Source organism: Lysobacter sp. Soil_C_15, assembly GCF_057657315.1.
In genome coordinates, this window is sequence record NZ_JBDGIR010000003.1 from 18,490 (window position 1) to 33,936 (window position 15,447).

Genomic DNA, 15,447 nt, shown 5'->3' on the forward strand with positions numbered 1-15,447 from the left:
AATTCGCCCCCTTTGGAAAAGGGGGCTGGCGCCTGCGTTAGTCGGTGTCGCGACGTCGCCGCTGCGCGGGGGATTTGGGGTTTTTTGGGGGGGCAAGAGCAAATCCCCCCTGGCCCCCTTTTTCAAAGGGGGAACTGTTATGTGGTTGTTCTCGGTGCGGCGGCGCTTGGAGAATTCGCCCCCTTTGGAAAAGGGGGCTGGCGCCTGCGTTAGTCGGTGTCGCGACGTCGCCGCTGCGCGGGGGATTTGCTTTCGCTCAGCGCGAACCGCTGGCCGTCGCAGCCGAAGCCGGCGCCGCCGAGGCGCTGGGCGCGGCGGCGGTCGCCGGCGCCATCCACAGCTTCGCCTCCGGCGCGGTGCCGAGCATCTGTCCGCGCAACAGCGGGATCGGCGGACCGCCGTAGCTGAGGAACTGGTCGTGGAAGGACTTCCACGCATTGCGGCCGCCGCGGCTGGCGGTCCAGTCCTCGCGCAGTTGCTGGATCATCAGCTTGCCCAGGGTGTAGTTCAGATAAGCCGGATCGTAGGTGCCGCGCGCGGCTTGCTGGCGCGCGTTGCCCGGGTCCTGGAAGGCCTTGTCCTTGAACATCTGCTCGGACTCGGCCACGGTCATGCCGCCGGTGTGCAGGCCGATCGCCGACAGGTAGCGCACGTTGCGCAGCAAGGCGTTGCTCAGCTGGCCGATGTGGATCTCCGGCGTCGCCCCGTCCAGGCCGGCGTCGAACATCATTTCCTCGGTGTAGTGGGCCCAGCCTTCGGCGTAGGCATAGCCGACGAACAATTGGGCGAACTTCCACTGCGAGCGGTTGGCGTGCAGGAACTGGAGGAAATGCCCCGGCCAGACTTCGTGCGCGGAAGTGAACAGCAGATCGGCCCGGCCCGGCACGTAGGCGTCCTGCTCGGCCTTGGGCCAGCTCGGATCCGGCGGGGCGATGTAATACACCGAGGGCAGGTTCTTCTCGTACGGCCCCGGGATCTCGATGTAGGCGAAGTTGTTGCGGTTGAACGGCGGCGCTTCTTCGACCTTGGCCTCTTCGGTGCCCGGAATCGTAACCAGGTCCTTGTCGACCAGGAACTGGCGCAGCCCGACCAGTTGCTTGCGCGCGCCCTCGACCGCGCCGCCGACCGGCTTGTCGGCGTTGACCTGTTCGATGCATTGGGCGATCGGCTTGCCCTTGGCGTAGGCCTCGCAAGCGCGTTGCAGCGCGGCCAGGTTGCGCGCCAGGTCGGCTTCGCCGGCGGCCTTGAGACGGTCCAACGGCAGGTCGACGCCTTCGGTGGCCTTGAGCATCCTGGCGAACTTGTCCGCGCCCAAGGCGAAGTCCACCGGCTCGCGGCCCTTCTGCAGCTTCATGTGCTCGGCCAGTTCGCGCATCGCCACCGTGGCCATGGCGTTGGACTGCTTCAGGCGCATCTGCAGCTTGTCGTCCTGCACCTCGGCGAAGATCTTCGGCACGTCCTGGTCGAAGAACGTCGCCATGCCGCCGAACACCGCGGCGCCAAGCTGGATGTAGGTATCCGGCAGCGGCCCCTGCAGGTTGGCGCGGATCTGCGCGACCGCCTTGGGCAGGTTTTCCTGATAGCTCACGAACGCGGCCATGCGCTGTTCCAGCGGCGCGTAAGGACGGGTCAGGTACATGCTGGGCGACAGGTCGCCCATGTAGAAGGCCGGGTTCTTGGTCGCGAAGCCGGAGTCTTCCAGCCAGAACAACTGGCCGTCGATCACCGCGCGCACGTAGTCGCGCTGATAGCGCTGCGCCGGCGAAAGACGGTCGTCGCCGAACGCCGCGATCGCATCGCGCTGCTGGTGCAGCCATTGCGCGTTGCGCTTCAGGCCTTCGGGCGAGAAGTCGGGCAGGCGGCCGTCGAATTCGTGCTTGCCGGCGTTCGCGCCCCAGGTCGGGAAGTGTTCGAAGAAGCCTTGGATGAACTGGTCGACCGCGCTGTTCCAGGCGGCATCGGCCGCGGCCGGCGCGGCGGCGCTGTCGGCGATTGGGGCGGCGGGCGCGGGCGCGCCTTGCTTGCAGCCGGCGCCCAGGGCGGCGACGACACAGACGGACAGCGACAGTAGACGCAGGGACGGCATGCGGAACCTCCGAACGGCGATGGCGACGGTGTCGCCGATCCTCGCGGTTGCGGACGCGCCGGCGATAGTGTCTTTTGCCCTAGGCGGATGCAGAATCCGGCACAGTTTCGGCCCGGCGCCTGCGCTGCGGACGCTCGCGAATGCCGCTCGCGCCAATTCAGCGACGGCAGCTACAGCTGCGCCAGCAACGCGCGGCCGATGCCTTGCGTTGCGGCAAGATCCGCGGACCCACCGATGTCGCGCGGCTCAGCCGCGCAAGCGCGCATCCACCGCCACGCCCAGGCGCGCCAGCCGCTGCTGTCGCTCGCGCCAGGCCGCGGCGGCTTCGGCCGCGTCGCAGGCGCGAAAGCGCAGCGGCGTGTTGGGGCCGGCCTGGGCCAGGCGCGGCAGATCGGCGGCGATGACGTGGCCGAGGCGGGCGTAGCCGCCGACGGTCTGCGCGTCGGCCAACAGCACGATCGGCCGACCGTCCGGCGGCAGTTGCACGGTGCCGGGCGCGACCGGTTCCGACACCCCGGCGGCGGCGGGCGCCGGCAGCGCGGCGCCGTCCAGGCGCAGGCCCTGGCGGTCGCTGGCCGCGGCCACCCGCCAGGCCTGCGCGCCGAAGCGAGCCTGCGCTTCGGCCAGCGCCGGCGCGGCGTGGGCGCGGTAGCGGATCGGCGCCTGATCCGGCGGATCGAATTCGGGATCGACCCACCAGGCGCTGGCGCGCGGCGCCTGGATCGCAGGCGGCACGCAGTCGCCGAGGGCGAGCCGGTCGCCGGCGCGCAGGGCGCGGCCGGCGTAACCGCCGAAGCCGCCGCGCAAATCGGTGCTGCGGCTGCCCAGCACGGTCGGCGCGGCGAAACCGCCGGCCACCGCCAGCCAGGCGCGCACGCCGCCGCGCAGGCCGCCCAGGCGCAGTTCGCCGGCCGGCAGTTCGATCGGCCGGCCCATCGCCGCGGGCAAGGCGCGGCCGTCCAGGCGCAGGTCCAGACTTGCGCCGAGCAGGGCCAGGCGCAGCGGCCGCCGCAATCGCAACTGCGGGCCGTGCAGGCACAGCTCCAGCACCGCCGCGTCCGCATCGTTGCCGACCAGTCGATTGGCCAGCTCGGCCAGGCCGGGGTCGAGCGCGCCGCTGCGCGCCACGCCGAGGTGACGCCAGCCGGGTCGGCCCTGATCCTGCACGCTGCTGAGCGGACCGGGCGCCAGCACTTCGATCGCGGCATCGTCGCGGTTCATGGCGTCGCCCGAGCGCGCAAGCGTTCGAACGCGTCCGCCTCGATCGGCACGAACCGCACCCGGTCGCCGGGCAGCAGCAGGGTCGGCGCGGCGCGGCCGGCGTCGAACAGGGTCAGCGGCGTGCGCCCGAGCAGGCGCCAACCGCCCGGTCCGGGGCGCGGGTAGATGCCGGTCTGGGCGCCGCCGATGGCGACGCTGCCGGCGGCGACCGCGGTGCGCGGCGTAGTCAGGCGCGGCAGGGCCAGCGCCGGATCGAGCCCGGACAGATAGGGGAAACCGGGGGCGAAGCCGATCATCGCCACCCGATACTCGGCGTCCGCGTGGCGCTGGATCAACTGCTGCGGCGACAGACCGAGTTCCGCCGCCGACGCATCCAGGTCGGGGCCGTAGTCGCCGCCGTAAGCGACCGGAATCTCGACCTCGCGCAGTGCTTCGACCGGGCTGTCGGCCAGGTCGTGGTCGTGGGTCTGCCACTGCGCGCTTAGCCAGTCCAGCGCGGTTTCGGCATCGACGATTCGCGGATCGAAGAACAGCGCCAGGCTGGCGTAGGCCGGCACCAGGTCGCGCAGCCACGGCGGCGGCTGCCGGCGCAGACGGGCGACGAACGCGTGCACCCGGGCGTTGACGGCGTCGTCGATGCGCTCGCCCAGACGCAGCAGCCAGGCATCGTCGGCCAGAGGTTCGAACGCGGCCGGCGGGGTCGGCATCGGCGCGGGCATCGGCGTGGGCGCCGGCGTCACTGCGCCAGCGCGTCCTGCAGCCGGCGGATGCGTTGCACCAGGGTTTCCGGCGAATACGGCTGCGCCGTCGCCATGCCCCATACCGGCCGCGGCCAGGCGATGTCCTCGCGGTAGCGCGCGATCACGTGCACGTGCAGTTGCGGCACCAGGTTGCCGAGCGCGGCGACGTTGAGCTTGTGCGGCTTGAACGCGGCCTGCAGGGCGCGGCTGGTGCGGGCGATTTCGCGGGTCAGGGCCTGCTGCTGGTCCTGGTCCAGATCGACCAGCTCGACCGCGCCGTCCACCCGCGGCACCAGGATCAGCCAGGGATGATTGGCGTCGTCCATCAGGCGCAGCTCGCACAGTTCGAACTGCGCCACCGGATGGGTGTCGTCGGCCAGTTGCGGATGCAGATGCCAGGGGTTCATTTCAGCGTGTCCGCGAGGAAGTCGAGCGTGCGTCGCCAGGCCAGCGCGGCGCTGTCGGCGTCGTAGTCGGCGCGCAGGTCGCAGTTGAAGCCGTGGCCGGCGTCGTAAATATAGATCGGCGCGTTCGGCAGCGCCTGCCGGTGTTGTTCGATCGCGTCCGGCGGGATGCTGCCGTCGTGGCGGCCGAAGTGGAACGCGATCGGCGCGCGCGTCGGTTCGCCGAGGAAGGGCAGGGTGCGCGCGCCGTAGTAGCTGACCGCAGGCAGGCCGTGGCGGGTGTTGGCCAGGAAGGCCAGCGAGCCGCCCCAGCAGAAGCCGACCGCGCCGGTGCGCAGGCCCTCGGACTGCAGCCGGTGCGCGGCGGCGCCGACGATCTCGCTGGCGCGGTCGAAGCCGAGCGCGTTGCGCAGTTCGACCCCGCGCGCGGCCGCCGACTGGTCGTAGCCCAGTTCCACCCCGGGCTCGACCGGATCGAACAGGGCCGGCGCCAGGACCGCATAGCCGGCTGCGGCGAAGCGTTCGGCGACCGCGCGGATATGCGCGTTGACGCCGAAAATCTCCTGGATCACCACCAGACCGCCGCGCGGCGGCCCGCCGGGGTCGGCGCGCCAGGCGCGGACCGGGCCGGCCGGGGTGTCGAGGTCGGTCCACTGGGCCATGGGGACTGCTCCTATGCGAATGAACCTTGGTTCGCGGCCAGTTTAGCCGCGGAGGCTATAATTCGCGCCCCCGGCGTCGCCGGATCCGGGCCGTCGGCCCGCCGCCCATCGGGCATCCTCGTTCAGGTCTCCGCGTTCATGTCTTCCGCCAGCGTTTCGCCCGCCAATCCCAAAGTCGGTTTCGTCAGCCTCGGTTGCCCCAAGGCCCTGGTCGATTCCGAGCGCATCCTCACCCAGCTGCGGGTCGAGGGCTACGACATCGTGCAGAGCTACGACGACGCCGACGTGGTCGTGGTCAACACCTGCGGCTTCATCGATTCGGCGGTGACCGAGTCGTTGGACGCGATCGGCGAGGCGATCGCCGAGAACGGCAAGGTGATCGTCACCGGTTGCCTGGGCAAGCGCTCGGAGCTGATCCGCCAGGCGCATCCGGACGTGCTGTCGATCAGCGGCCCGCAGGACTACGGCAGCGTGATGAGCGCGGTGCACGCGGCGCTGCCGCCCAGGCACGATCCGTTCATCGACCTGGTGCCGCGACCGGCTTCGCATCGGCTCGACGACGGCATCGGCATCAAGCTGACCCCGAAGCACTACGCCTACCTGAAGATTTCCGAAGGCTGCAATCACCGCTGCAGCTTCTGCATCATCCCGTCGATGCGCGGCGACCTGGTCTCGCGTCCGGTCGACGAGGTGCTGCGCGAAGCCGAGAAGCTGGCGATGGGCGGGGTCAAGGAACTGCTGGTGATCTCGCAGGACACCTCGGCCTACGGCGTCGACCTCAAGTACGCCGCGCGCGAGTGGCGCGGCAACAGCTATCAGACCCGGATGAAGGCGCTGTGCGAGGGCCTGGCCGAGCTGGGCATCTGGACCCGCCTGCACTACGTGTATCCGTATCCGCACGTCGACGACATCATCCCGCTGATGGCGCAGAACGGCGCCCACGGCATGCCCAAGCTGCTGCCGTACCTGGACATCCCGTTCCAACACGCCAGCCCGCGCGTGCTCAAGCTGATGAAGCGCCCGGGCGCGGTCGACAAGACTCTGGAGCGGATCCAGCGCTGGCGCTCGATCGCCCCGGACATCGCGATCCGCAGCACCTTCATCGTCGGTTTCCCGGGCGAGACCGAGGCCGAGTTCGAGGAACTGCTCGACTTCCTGGACGAGGCCCAGCTCGATCGGGTCGGCGCGTTCGCCTATTCGCCGGTCGACGGCGCCCAGGCCAACGACCTGCCCGATCCGGTGGCCGAAGAGGTCAAGCAAGAGCGCCTGGCGCGGTTCATGGAGCGGCAGGCGGAGATTTCCGCGGCCAAGCTCGAGGCCAAGGTCGGCAGCGTGCAGCGCTGCCTGGTCGACGCGATCGACGGCGACCTGGCGATCGCCCGTTCGATGGCCGACGCGCCGGAGATCGACGGCCTGGTGCAGATCCAGAACGGCCTGGAAGCGCAACTGCGCGTCGGCCAGTTCGTCGACGTCGAGATCATGGGCAGCGACGAGCACGATCTGTACGGCGAGGCCTTGCTGCCGCAGTGAGGGGGCTGGTTGCCGGGGTGTGGCGAGAGCAACGGCAACCGCGACGGCATCAGCAACAGCAAATCCCCCCTGGCCCCGCGCTAGTTCATCGGGATGGGCCGGGTCCCCGCGTGCGCATCGAGCATCGGCCCCTTGGAGAGCCGGCCCTTCCAGAATCGGCCCTTCGAGAATCGGCCCTTCGAGAATCGGTCCCTTTGGAATCGGTCCCTTTGGAATCGGTCCCTTTGGAATCGGCCCCCTTTGGAAAAGGGGGCTGGCGCCGATGCGAATCGAGGTCGAGGTGCGCTGGCTGCGCTGGGGGATTTTCTTTCGAGTTCGGCGTCCGCGCCGGCTGTCTCGAGAGCAATGAAGTCAGGCGCGAAAGGCCGAGTCCTGCGCCCGAGCCGCCGTTCGCTCGCTCAGGCCGCGACGCCGTCTGCGGTTCTCAACGCAGCCCCAGCTTGCGCTTGCACAGGCGCAGATTCGTCCGCGCCGGACGGACGATGCTGAGCCGACGGTCGAGCAGCACCGGCGGCCAGCTGTCGGCGAGTTCGGCATCGTCGAGCGCGGCCTCCTCGGCATACGGCTGCAGCGTAGCCAGGCATTCGCGATAACGACCGTTGTGGTACTGGGTGATGGCCAGGTCGTTGCGGATATCGCCTTCGTCCTCCCAGCTCAAGGTGCGCCCGCACCGGCTCAGCACCGGCTCCAGGGTCGCCAGCGCTTGCGGGTAGCGCTTGCCGTCGTAGCTGCGCTTGAACGCGTCGCGGCTGCGGCGCAGGCCGTCGCTGGTGCATTCGGGCGCGACTTTGAGGTAGTCGACATCGAAGCTGCCGTTGAGGCCGCAGTGGCGCTTGCATTCGGCCGGTGTGGCCATCGCCACGTCGATGCCTTCGCCGTTGTCGCTCAGGGTGATGGCGCAGGCCGGCAGATCGCCGTCGGCGGCGACCAGACCACGGCCGCGCTCGATCGTGCCGCTGAGTTCGCAGTAATGGCCGATGTTGACGGTGAGGATCTCGAACCGCTGCCGGCCGCTGCCGTCGGCGCTGATCTTGAGCGTGCCCCAGCCCTGGCCGGTGATGTACTCGCCCGGCGCCAGCGCGCCGCGATCGGCGGCGCCGGCCGGTAGCAAGGCGGTGCCCAGCAGGGCGAGGGCGACGATGCCGAAACGGCGGAACGAACGAGGGGCGGGCATAGACGGCGTCCTTGGCCTGATGGCGTGCGATGGATGCCGATTCTAGCGGCCTGGCAGCTCGAGGCAGGAGTTGGACGCTAGACATCGAAACCGACAGCGACAGACTCGCTCCGAGTCCCGAGTCCCGAGTCCCGAGTCCCGAGTCCCCAACCTACACCGCCAACCCCGCCGCATGGCCCGACGCCCAGGCCCATTGGAAGTTGTAGCCGCCCAGCCAACCGGTGACGTCGAGCACTTCGCCGACGAAGTACAGGCCCGGCACGCGCTTGGACTGCAGCGTGCTCGACGAGACTTCGTCGGTATCGACCCCGCCCAGGGTGACTTCGGCGGTGCGGTAGCCTTCGGTGCCGCTGGCGGTCAGCGGCCAGTCGGACAGGGTCGCGGCCAGTTGCTTCAGCTCCGGCGCGTTGTACTGCTTCATCGGCTTGTTCGCCAACCAGACCTCGCACAGACGCTGGGCGAAACGCTTGGGCAGGATTTCGCCGAGCACGGTCTTCAGTTCCGCGGCCGGGCGCTGGCGCTGCTGGGCGAGCAGCCAGTCCAGTGCGTCGTGGCCGGGCAGCAAATCCAGGCGCAGGTCGTCGCCGGGCTGCCAGTACGAGGAAATCTGCAGAATCGCCGGCCCGCTGACGCCGCGATGGGTGATCAGCATCTGGTTGCTGAAGGCTTGGCCGTTGCAGTTCGCGGTCACCGCCAGGGCGACGCCGCTGAGGTCGTGCAGGCGCTCGAGGTGCTTGCCGCTGAGGGTCAGCGGCACCAGTCCGGCGCGGGTAGGCAGCACGCGGTGGCCGAAGCGCCGCGCCAGTTCGTAGCCGAAACCGCTGGCGCCCATGCTCGGGATCGACAGGCCGCCGCTGGCCACGACCAGCGCGGGCGTAGCGATGTTGCCGTGCGCGGTATGCAGCCGGAACGGCGCCTCGCCGTCGCCGTGGTGCAGGGCGTCGATGCCGTGACCGGTCTCGATCCGCACCCCGGCCGCCTGGCATTCGTCGACCAGCATCTTCACGATCAGCTTCGACGACAGATCGCAGAACAGCTGGCCGAGCTCCTTCTCGTGGTAGGCGATGCGGTGGCGCTCGACCATCGCGATGAAGTCCCAGGGCGTGTAGCGCGCCAGCGCGGACTTGCAGAAATGCGGGTTGGCCGACAGGTAGTTGGCGGGCGTCGTGCCGGTATTGGTGAAATTGCAGCGTCCGCCGCCGGACATCAGGATCTTCTTGCCGACCTTGTTGGCGTGCTCCAGCACCAGCACGCGCTTGCCGCGGCGGCCGGCGGTCAGCGCGCACATCAGGCCGGCGGCGCCGCCGCCGACGATCACGGCGTCGTAACGCTCCGCCATCTCAGGCCGCCCGGTTTTCCGCGCCCTGGCGCACGCTCGGGACCAGGGCGAGGCTGGCCTTGTCGGTGCTCAGCGCGACCTCGCCGTCCTGGATCTGGCAGTCCAGGCGGAAGCTGCGCTGGACCAGCCCGGCCATCGCTTCGACCGAACCCGCGTCGAGGTCGAGCACGGTCAGGTTCTTCAGCCGGCGCAGGGTCGCGATGTTCTTGTCCCACCAGATGTCGGCGGCGCGGCCGCCGTAGTTGACCACCACCACCTGGCGCGCGCGGCCGCAGGCCTTGCGGATCCGCGACTCGTCGGGCTGGCCGACGTCGATCCACAGCTCGATTTCGCCGCTGTAGTCGCGCAGGCTCAGCTCGGGCTCGTCCTCGCCGCTGAGGCCGGGGCCGAATTCCAGCCGCTCGTGCGCGTGCAGGGCGAAGGCGAGCAAACGCACCATCAACCGCTGCTCGGTCTCGGACGGGTGCTGGGCCAGGGTCAGGTTGTGGCCGGCGTAGTAGTGCCGGTCCATGTCGCTGACCTGCAGTTCGATTTTGACGATGGTGGCGTTCGGCGCCATGGGGCGGACCTGGGGTAAAAACAGCGCGCATTCTAGGGCTTTGCGCGGCGCGGCGCCGGCCGCCGCGCTGGGGCCGGCCAGTCGCCGCCCGCGCGTCGATCCAGGCCGGCCCGGCCCAGCGACCCATACAGGCATCCGGGCGGCCGCGCCAGACGCGCGCCCGGGCCTGACACGATGCGGGCCGCGCGGCGAAGTGAGCGATCATGGGCGCATGCCGACTTTTCCGTCCCAGGACCGCTTCGCGGCCGCGCCGCCGAGCCGCCTGCAACTGCCGCCGGGACCGTGGACGACCCTGCTGGATGGCCTGTGCGCGCGCTTTCCGGCGATCGTCCGCGAGCGCTGGCAAGACCGCTTCGCCCGCGGCCGGGTGCTCGACGCGCAGGGGCGGGCGCTGGACGCCGACGCGCCGTACCGGGTCGGCATGGAGATCCGCTACTTCCGCGAGGTCGCCGAAGAGGCGCGGATTCCGTTCCAGGAACGGATCGTGCATGCCGACGCGCACCTGCTGGTGGTCGACAAGCCGCACTTCCTGGCGGTGGCCCCGGCCGGCCGCTTCGTCGCCGAGACCTTGCTGGGACGGCTGCAGCGACGCTACGGCGAACCCGGCTTGGCGCCGCTGCACCGGCTCGACGCCGGCACCGCGGGCCTGGTGCTGTTCTCGCGCGATCCGGCCAGCCGCGACGCCTACCAGGCCTTGTTCCGCGAACGGCGCATCCGCAAGCGCTACGAGGCGCTGGCGCCGCCGCTGCCGCACTGCGCGTTTCCGCTGCTGCGGCGCTCGCGCATCGTCGCCGGCGAGCCGTTCTTCCTGATGCGCGAGGCGCAGGGCGAAGCCAACAGCGAGACCCGGATCGACGTGCTCGAACGCGGCGAATCGGTCTGGCGCTACGCCTTGGAACCGCTGACGGGCCGCAAGCACCAGCTGCGCCTGCACCTGGCCGCGCTGGGCGCGCCGATCCTGGGCGACCGTTTCTATCCGCTTGCGGCGCAGGCGCCGGACGACTACGCCCGGCCGCTGAAGCTGTTGGCGCGCTCGCTGGAATTCGTCGACCCGCTGGACGGCCGCGAGCGCCGCTACGACAGCGCCTTGGCCCTGTAGGAGCGGCGTTTCACGGGGATTTCCTTCGGTCGTGAGCCGCGACCGCGCCGCCTCGGTCCCGCGCCGCAACCGACGATGTCCTGGGTAGGAGCGGCGCGAGCCGCGACCAAGGGACGCGCAGAACCGGCAAGGCCTTCGTGATCCCATCGAAGATCGAAACAGGCAGCCCGGTGGCTGCGCGGTCGAGGCTTATCGGCGTCGGCGTCGGCGGCGCGGTGTCCCGGTCGCGGCTGGCGCCGCTCCTAGCCCCGGAACTTCGCGCTCACACCCACTCGCGCGAGGGCAGGGTGTAGCGCCTTTGCGGGCGGCCGATCAGGTCGAGGAAGTTGTTGAACACCGCGTCGGCGCGCGCCTGCATGCCGTGGATGTGCTCGACGGTGCGGGCGCGGATCGCGTCCTCGCTGGTGTCGTGGCCCAGTTCGGCCAGTTCCTCGCGATAGGCCGGGTTGGCCAGCCAGCGCTCGATCAGCGGCACGTCCATTTCCAGGTGGAACTGGAAGCCGTAGGCGTTGTCGCCCCAGCGGAAGGCCTGTTGCTCGCAGCTGTCGGTGCGGGCCAAATGATGCGCGCCGTCGGGAATCTCGAAGCTGTAGCGATGCCATTGGAACACCGGCGCGACGCCGGCCAGCGGCGCCAGCACCGGGTCGGCGGCGCCGGCGTCGGTGGTCTGCAACGGGTACCAGCCGATCTCCGGCCGGTGGTGCTTGCGTACCGGCGCGCCGAGCACATGCGCCAGCAACTGCGCGCCCAGGCAGATGCCGAGCACCGGCTTGCCTTGTTCGAGCATGCGTTCGATCGCCAGCAGTTCGGTGCGCAGGTGCGGACGCGCGGCCTGGTCTTCGACGTTCATCGGCCCGCCGAGCACGATCAGGCCGCGATAACGGTCGACGTTGGGCTGGGCCTCGGGATGGCGGTCGAAATTGGCGAAGCGGATGCGGTGGCCGCGCCGGCGGATCAGCGGGTCGAGCGTGCCCAGCGGCTCGGCGGCGACGTGTTGGAAGACCAGGATGCGGGACATGAGCGGCGGCGTTGCGGCTTACGCCTGCGACTATGCCAAACGCGGCGCGCGCTGTGGGGCGCCGGGCTTATGACTTCTGGTTTGGGGCGTGGGGCCTGACGGTTTCGGTCGAGGTTCCCGCATCCCGCCGGTTGCCGCAGCGCAGAGCCAAGGCCTCGCCGCCAGACTCGGTGCGACGGCGGGCCGCCGCGAACCAGGGTCGGCCAGGCGTTCTGCCAGACACTCCATTCCGTCATCCCCGCGAAGGCGGGGATCCAGGGACTTCAGCGTCGTGCCGGGTGAATCCCTGGATGCCCGCATGCGCGGGCATGACGTCGGGAGGCAGGGTCGCGCCCGGCTGCCAGCCACTCCAGTCCGTCATCCCCGCGAAGGCGGGGATCCAGAGACTTCAGCGTCGTGCCGGATGAATCCCTGGATGCCCGCATACGCGGGCATGACGTCGGGAGGCTGGGGCGCGGCCGCAAGGCGCGGCGGTCAGCGCGGGCCGCGCGGCTTGAACGGCTTGCGCGGACCGGCGCCGTGCGGCTTGGGGCCGCCGGGGCGCGCGCCGTGCGGGCGGAACGCGCCCGGACGGCCGTGGCCGCGGCCGCCTTCGGCGTCGCCCGGGCCGGCGCGCTGGATCCGCAGCGGCTGGCCGGCGACGCGCACTTTCTTCAGGTGCTCCATCAGCTCGCGCGGCATGCCTTCGGGCAGGTCGACCAGGGTGTATTCGTCGCGGATGTCGATCCGGCCGATGTAGCGGCTTTCCAGGTCGGCCTCGTTGGCGATCGCGCCGACGATGTTGCCGGGCTGCACGCCGTGGGCGTGGCCGACTTCGATCCGGAAGGTCTCCATGCCGACCTCGGCCTCGCGCGGCGCGCGCTCGTGGCTGCGCTCGTGCGCGCGCTCGCGGCGCGGCGCCGGCGCCTCGTCGTCGAACATCGATTCGGCGGCGTTGAGCGGGCGCTCGGACGCGGCGCCCGGCATCGGCGGAGTGTACTGGCGCTGTTCGTGGCGGTGCGCGCCGCGCTCCTCGTCGCGGCGGGCCGGGCGGGCCTCGTCGCGCGCCGGGCGCTCGAACTTGTCGCGGCGATGGGCGCCGGAGTTGGAGGCGTTGTCGCGCTCGATGAACTTGCGCGTGGCCTGGCCGCGGTGTTCGCGCGGTCCCTCGCGTTCGGCGTAGCGCGGCTGCGCCGCCGGCGGCGCCAGCAGCAGCGGGTTCTCGCCCTGGACCAGCTTGGCCAGGGCCGCGGCGATCTCCACCGCGGGCACGTTCTTCTCGCGCTCGTAGCGCTCGACCAGGTCGCGGAACAAGCCCAGCTCCTCGCTTTCCAGCGCCTCGCTGATCCGGCCGAGGAAGCGCGAGACGCGCTGCTCGTTGACCGTCTCCACGCTGGGCAGCTCCATCGGCTCGATCGGCTGGCGGGTGGCGCGCTCGATCGCGCGCAGCATGCCGCGTTCGCGCGGAGTCACGAACAAGATCGCCTCGCCCTTGCGTCCGGCGCGGCCGGTGCGGCCGATGCGGTGGACGTAGCTCTCGGTGTCGTAGGGGATGTCGTAGTTCAGCACATGGCTGATCCGCTCCACGTCCAGGCCGCGCGCGGCCACGTCGGTGGCGACCAGGACGTCGATCTTGCCGTCCTTGAGGTTGGCGATGGTCTTCTCGCGCTGCGCCTGCTGCACGTCGCCGTTGATCGCCGCGGCCGAGATGCCGCGCGCCGACAGCTTCTCGGCCAGTTCTTCGGTGCCGAGCTTGGTGCGCGAGAACACGATCATCGCGTCGAAGGTTTCGGCCTCCAGGATCCGGGTCAGCGCGTCCAGCTTGTGCACGCCGCTGACCGACCAGTAACGCTGGCGGATGTTGGCCGAGGTGGTGGTCTTGGCCTTGATCGCGACCTCGACCGGCTCCTTCAGGTAGGTCTGGGCGATGCGCTTGATCTGCGGCGGCATGGTCGCCGAGAACAGCGCCACCTGGCGCGTTTCCGGGGTCTTCTTCAGCACCGCCTCGACGTCGTCGATGAAGCCCATGCGCAGCATCTCGTCGGCTTCGTCCAGGACCAGGCAGCGCAACTGCGACAGGTCCAGCGAGCCGCGCTCGAGATGGTCGATGACCCGGCCGGGGGTGCCGACCACGACCTGCACCCCGCGCTTGAGCGCCTGCAACTGCGGGTAATAGCTCTGGCCGCCGTAGATCGGCAGCACGTGGAAGCCGGGCAGGTGGGTGGCGTACTTCTGGAACGCCTCGGCGACCTGGATCGCCAGTTCGCGGGTCGGCGCCAGCACCAGCGCTTGCGGGCGGGCCTGGGCCGGGTCGATCGCGGCCAGGATCGGCAGCGCGAACGCGGCGGTCTTGCCGGTGCCGGTCTGGGCCTGGCCGAGCACGTCGCGGCCTTCCAGCAGCGGCGGAATGGTCGCGGCCTGGATCGGCGAGGGCGATTCGTAGCCGACGTCGGCGAGCGCGCGCAGCAAGGGCTCGGGCAGGGCGAGGTCGGTGAACTTGGGGGCTTCGGGGGCGGTTTCGGAAGCGGTGTTGGGCGTGTCGGCGCTCATGTCGAGGCTCTAGCAGCGCCGGCGAGGCCGGTCGGGAGACCCACCAGTCTACCTGTATGCGGGTGGAGCTTCGGCTCGGCCGCGCGCCGGGCGACGTGCGGTAGGTCGCGCGCAGGGCGATTTCGCCGCGGCGCGGGCGTCGGTTGTGCCGGATCGGCCGATTCGCCGGCGAGGCCCGGCCGGCCCGCGAGACAGCGCCGGCGGCCCTTGCATCGGATGCACGTTTGTGCACAATTAATTCAAATCGTGCACAAATGAGTGTCGCCCATGTCCGTCGAAGAACTGCTCCCGCAGCAGCGCCAAGGCTTGATCCTGGAACGCCTGCTGGCCCAGGGCCGGGTGCTCGCGGTGGATCTGGCGCGCGAACTCGAGGTCTCCCACGACACCATCCGCCGCGACCTGCGCGAGATGGCGGCGGCCGGGATGTGCCAGCGCGTTTACGGCGGCGCCCTGCCGCTGTCGCCCGACCATGGGCCGCTGGCCCGGCGCCGCGGCCTGGAGCCGGCGCGCAAGGCGGCCCTGGCGCGGGCCGCGATCGCTCTGATCGAACCCGGCCAACTGCTGTTCCTGGATGCCGGCTCGACCAACCTGGCCATCGCCGAGGCCTTGCCGGCCGACTACCGCCTGACCGTGGCGACCAATGCGCCGGCGATCGCCGCGCGCCTGGCCGAGCGCGAGGACCTGCAGTTGATCGTGATCGGCGGCCGGGTCGACCCGCGCATCGGCGCCAGTCTCGGCCGCGCCGCGACCCGCGACGCCGAGGCGCTGCGCAGCGATCTGTACTTCCTCGGCGTGTGCGGCGCCGACGGCGACGCCGGGGTGAGCGCGCTGGACTACGAGGATGCGCAGTTCAAGCAGGCGGTCGCCGCGGCCAGCCGCGCGGTGGTGGCGGCGGTCACCGACGACAAGCTCGGCACCGCCGCGCGGTACCCGGTGCTGGCCGCCGACGCGCTGCATGCGCTGGCGATCGAACACGGCGGCGACCCCGCTCAGGCCGAGGCCTTCGCCCGCCGCGGCGTGCGCGTGCTGCGCGCCGCGCCGAGCCGATGAGCCACAGCCTCGGCGCCGATGCGTATCGCATCCGCC

Annotated in this window: 13 protein-coding genes; 3 read left to right on the plus strand and 10 right to left on the minus strand. The window is 70.6% G+C overall.

The window, feature by feature from the left end:
- Positions 1-256: 256 nt before the first annotated feature.
- The 5 genes from AC3A57_RS08030 to AC3A57_RS08050 all read right to left on the minus strand — a co-directional run bounded on the left by AC3A57_RS08030 (position 257) and on the right by AC3A57_RS08050 (position 5,113).
- Positions 257-2,086 carry a DUF885 domain-containing protein gene (locus AC3A57_RS08030; RefSeq protein ID WP_487578430.1) on the minus strand — a complete coding sequence of 610 codons (1,830 nt, stop codon included), beginning with the start codon at positions 2,084-2,086 and terminating at the stop codon, positions 257-259.
- A 246-nt stretch (positions 2,087-2,332) separates the two neighbouring features.
- Positions 2,333-3,307, minus strand: a complete 975-nt coding sequence (locus tag AC3A57_RS08035; protein ID WP_487578431.1) for a 5-oxoprolinase subunit C family protein — start codon at positions 3,305-3,307, stop codon at positions 2,333-2,335.
- Positions 3,304-4,026 carry a 5-oxoprolinase subunit PxpB gene (pxpB, locus tag AC3A57_RS08040; RefSeq protein WP_487578432.1) on the minus strand — a complete coding sequence of 241 codons (723 nt, stop codon included), beginning with the start codon at positions 4,024-4,026 and terminating at the stop codon, positions 3,304-3,306. Before pxpB ends, AC3A57_RS08035 begins: the two co-directional genes overlap by 4 nt.
- Before the next feature lie 17 nt (positions 4,027-4,043).
- Entirely contained in the window at positions 4,044-4,454 is a 411-nt protein-coding gene (locus AC3A57_RS08045) for an HIT domain-containing protein (RefSeq protein ID WP_487578433.1), read from the minus strand.
- A complete protein-coding gene (locus tag AC3A57_RS08050; protein ID WP_487578434.1) occupies positions 4,451-5,113 on the minus strand; it encodes a dienelactone hydrolase family protein in 663 nt (220 codons plus the stop codon). The genes AC3A57_RS08045 and AC3A57_RS08050 overlap by 4 nt, the downstream gene beginning before the upstream one ends.
- Before the next feature lie 138 nt (positions 5,114-5,251).
- Here AC3A57_RS08050 and rimO point away from each other — a divergent pair, with 138 nt between their 5' ends.
- Complete coding sequence (gene rimO, locus AC3A57_RS08055) at positions 5,252-6,643, plus strand: 30S ribosomal protein S12 methylthiotransferase RimO (RefSeq protein ID WP_487578435.1); 1,392 nt, start codon at positions 5,252-5,254, stop codon at positions 6,641-6,643.
- A gap of 424 nt (positions 6,644-7,067) precedes the next feature.
- On the opposite strand, the gene AC3A57_RS08060 is transcribed toward rimO, so the two are convergent.
- The 3 genes from AC3A57_RS08060 to AC3A57_RS08070 all read right to left on the minus strand — a co-directional run bounded on the left by AC3A57_RS08060 (position 7,068) and on the right by AC3A57_RS08070 (position 9,715).
- On the minus strand, positions 7,068-7,817 hold the full coding sequence (locus AC3A57_RS08060; RefSeq protein WP_487578436.1) for a hypothetical protein: 750 nt from the start codon (positions 7,815-7,817) through the stop codon (positions 7,068-7,070).
- A 151-nt stretch (positions 7,818-7,968) separates the two neighbouring features.
- Positions 7,969-9,156, minus strand: a complete 1,188-nt coding sequence (locus AC3A57_RS08065; RefSeq protein ID WP_487578437.1) for a BaiN/RdsA family NAD(P)/FAD-dependent oxidoreductase — start codon at positions 9,154-9,156, stop codon at positions 7,969-7,971.
- 1 nt (position 9,157) lies between these two features.
- Positions 9,158-9,715 (minus strand): YaeQ family protein, encoded by a 558-nt coding sequence (locus AC3A57_RS08070; protein WP_487578438.1) that lies wholly within the window; start codon positions 9,713-9,715, stop codon positions 9,158-9,160.
- A 211-nt stretch (positions 9,716-9,926) separates the two neighbouring features.
- On the opposite strand from AC3A57_RS08070, the gene AC3A57_RS08075 reads away from it, so the two are divergent.
- Entirely contained in the window at positions 9,927-10,814 is an 888-nt protein-coding gene (locus AC3A57_RS08075; protein ID WP_487578439.1) for a pseudouridine synthase, read from the plus strand.
- Positions 10,815-11,076: 262 nt separating this feature from the next.
- Here the strand turns inward: AC3A57_RS08075 and AC3A57_RS08080 are convergent, their stop codons facing one another.
- Together AC3A57_RS08080 and AC3A57_RS08085 are read right to left on the minus strand one after the other, a co-directional pair.
- Positions 11,077-11,832 (minus strand): type 1 glutamine amidotransferase, encoded by a 756-nt coding sequence (locus AC3A57_RS08080; protein WP_487578440.1) that lies wholly within the window; start codon positions 11,830-11,832, stop codon positions 11,077-11,079.
- A gap of 474 nt (positions 11,833-12,306) precedes the next feature.
- Complete coding sequence (locus AC3A57_RS08085; RefSeq protein WP_487578441.1) at positions 12,307-14,361, minus strand: DEAD/DEAH box helicase; 2,055 nt, start codon at positions 14,359-14,361, stop codon at positions 12,307-12,309.
- A gap of 267 nt (positions 14,362-14,628) precedes the next feature.
- Between AC3A57_RS08085 and AC3A57_RS08090 the strand changes: the two genes are divergently transcribed.
- Positions 14,629-15,411: a DeoR/GlpR family DNA-binding transcription regulator gene (locus tag AC3A57_RS08090; protein ID WP_487578442.1), complete on the plus strand. Its 783-nt coding sequence runs from the start codon at positions 14,629-14,631 to the stop codon at positions 15,409-15,411.
- The last annotated feature ends 36 nt before the right edge of the window (positions 15,412-15,447 follow it).

Excerpts from the sequence above, each read along its gene's own strand:
- AC3A57_RS08070 (WP_487578438.1), bottom strand. The coding sequence starts at position 9,715 with ATGGCGCCGAACGCCACCATCGTCAAAATCGAACTGCAGGTCAGCGAC.
- AC3A57_RS08060 (WP_487578436.1), bottom strand. The coding sequence starts at position 7,817 with ATGCCCGCCCCTCGTTCGTTCCGCCGTTTCGGCATCGTCGCCCTCGCC.
- AC3A57_RS08050 (WP_487578434.1), bottom strand. The coding sequence starts at position 5,113 with ATGGCCCAGTGGACCGACCTCGACACCCCGGCCGGCCCGGTCCGCGCC.
- AC3A57_RS08085 (WP_487578441.1), bottom strand. The coding sequence starts at position 14,361 with ATGAGCGCCGACACGCCCAACACCGCTTCCGAAACCGCCCCCGAAGCC.
- AC3A57_RS08030 (WP_487578430.1), bottom strand. The coding sequence starts at position 2,086 with ATGCCGTCCCTGCGTCTACTGTCGCTGTCCGTCTGTGTCGTCGCCGCC.
- AC3A57_RS08065 (WP_487578437.1), bottom strand. The coding sequence starts at position 9,156 with ATGGCGGAGCGTTACGACGCCGTGATCGTCGGCGGCGGCGCCGCCGGC.
- AC3A57_RS08080 (WP_487578440.1), bottom strand. The coding sequence starts at position 11,832 with ATGTCCCGCATCCTGGTCTTCCAACACGTCGCCGCCGAGCCGCTGGGC.
- AC3A57_RS08045 (WP_487578433.1), bottom strand. The coding sequence starts at position 4,454 with ATGAACCCCTGGCATCTGCATCCGCAACTGGCCGACGACACCCATCCG.
- rimO (WP_487578435.1), top strand. The coding sequence starts at position 5,252 with ATGTCTTCCGCCAGCGTTTCGCCCGCCAATCCCAAAGTCGGTTTCGTC.
- pxpB (WP_487578432.1), bottom strand. The coding sequence starts at position 4,026 with ATGCCCGCGCCGATGCCGACCCCGCCGGCCGCGTTCGAACCTCTGGCC.
- AC3A57_RS08075 (WP_487578439.1), top strand. The coding sequence starts at position 9,927 with ATGCCGACTTTTCCGTCCCAGGACCGCTTCGCGGCCGCGCCGCCGAGC.
- AC3A57_RS08035 (WP_487578431.1), bottom strand. The coding sequence starts at position 3,307 with ATGAACCGCGACGATGCCGCGATCGAAGTGCTGGCGCCCGGTCCGCTC.
- AC3A57_RS08090 (WP_487578442.1), top strand. The coding sequence starts at position 14,629 with ATGTCCGTCGAAGAACTGCTCCCGCAGCAGCGCCAAGGCTTGATCCTG.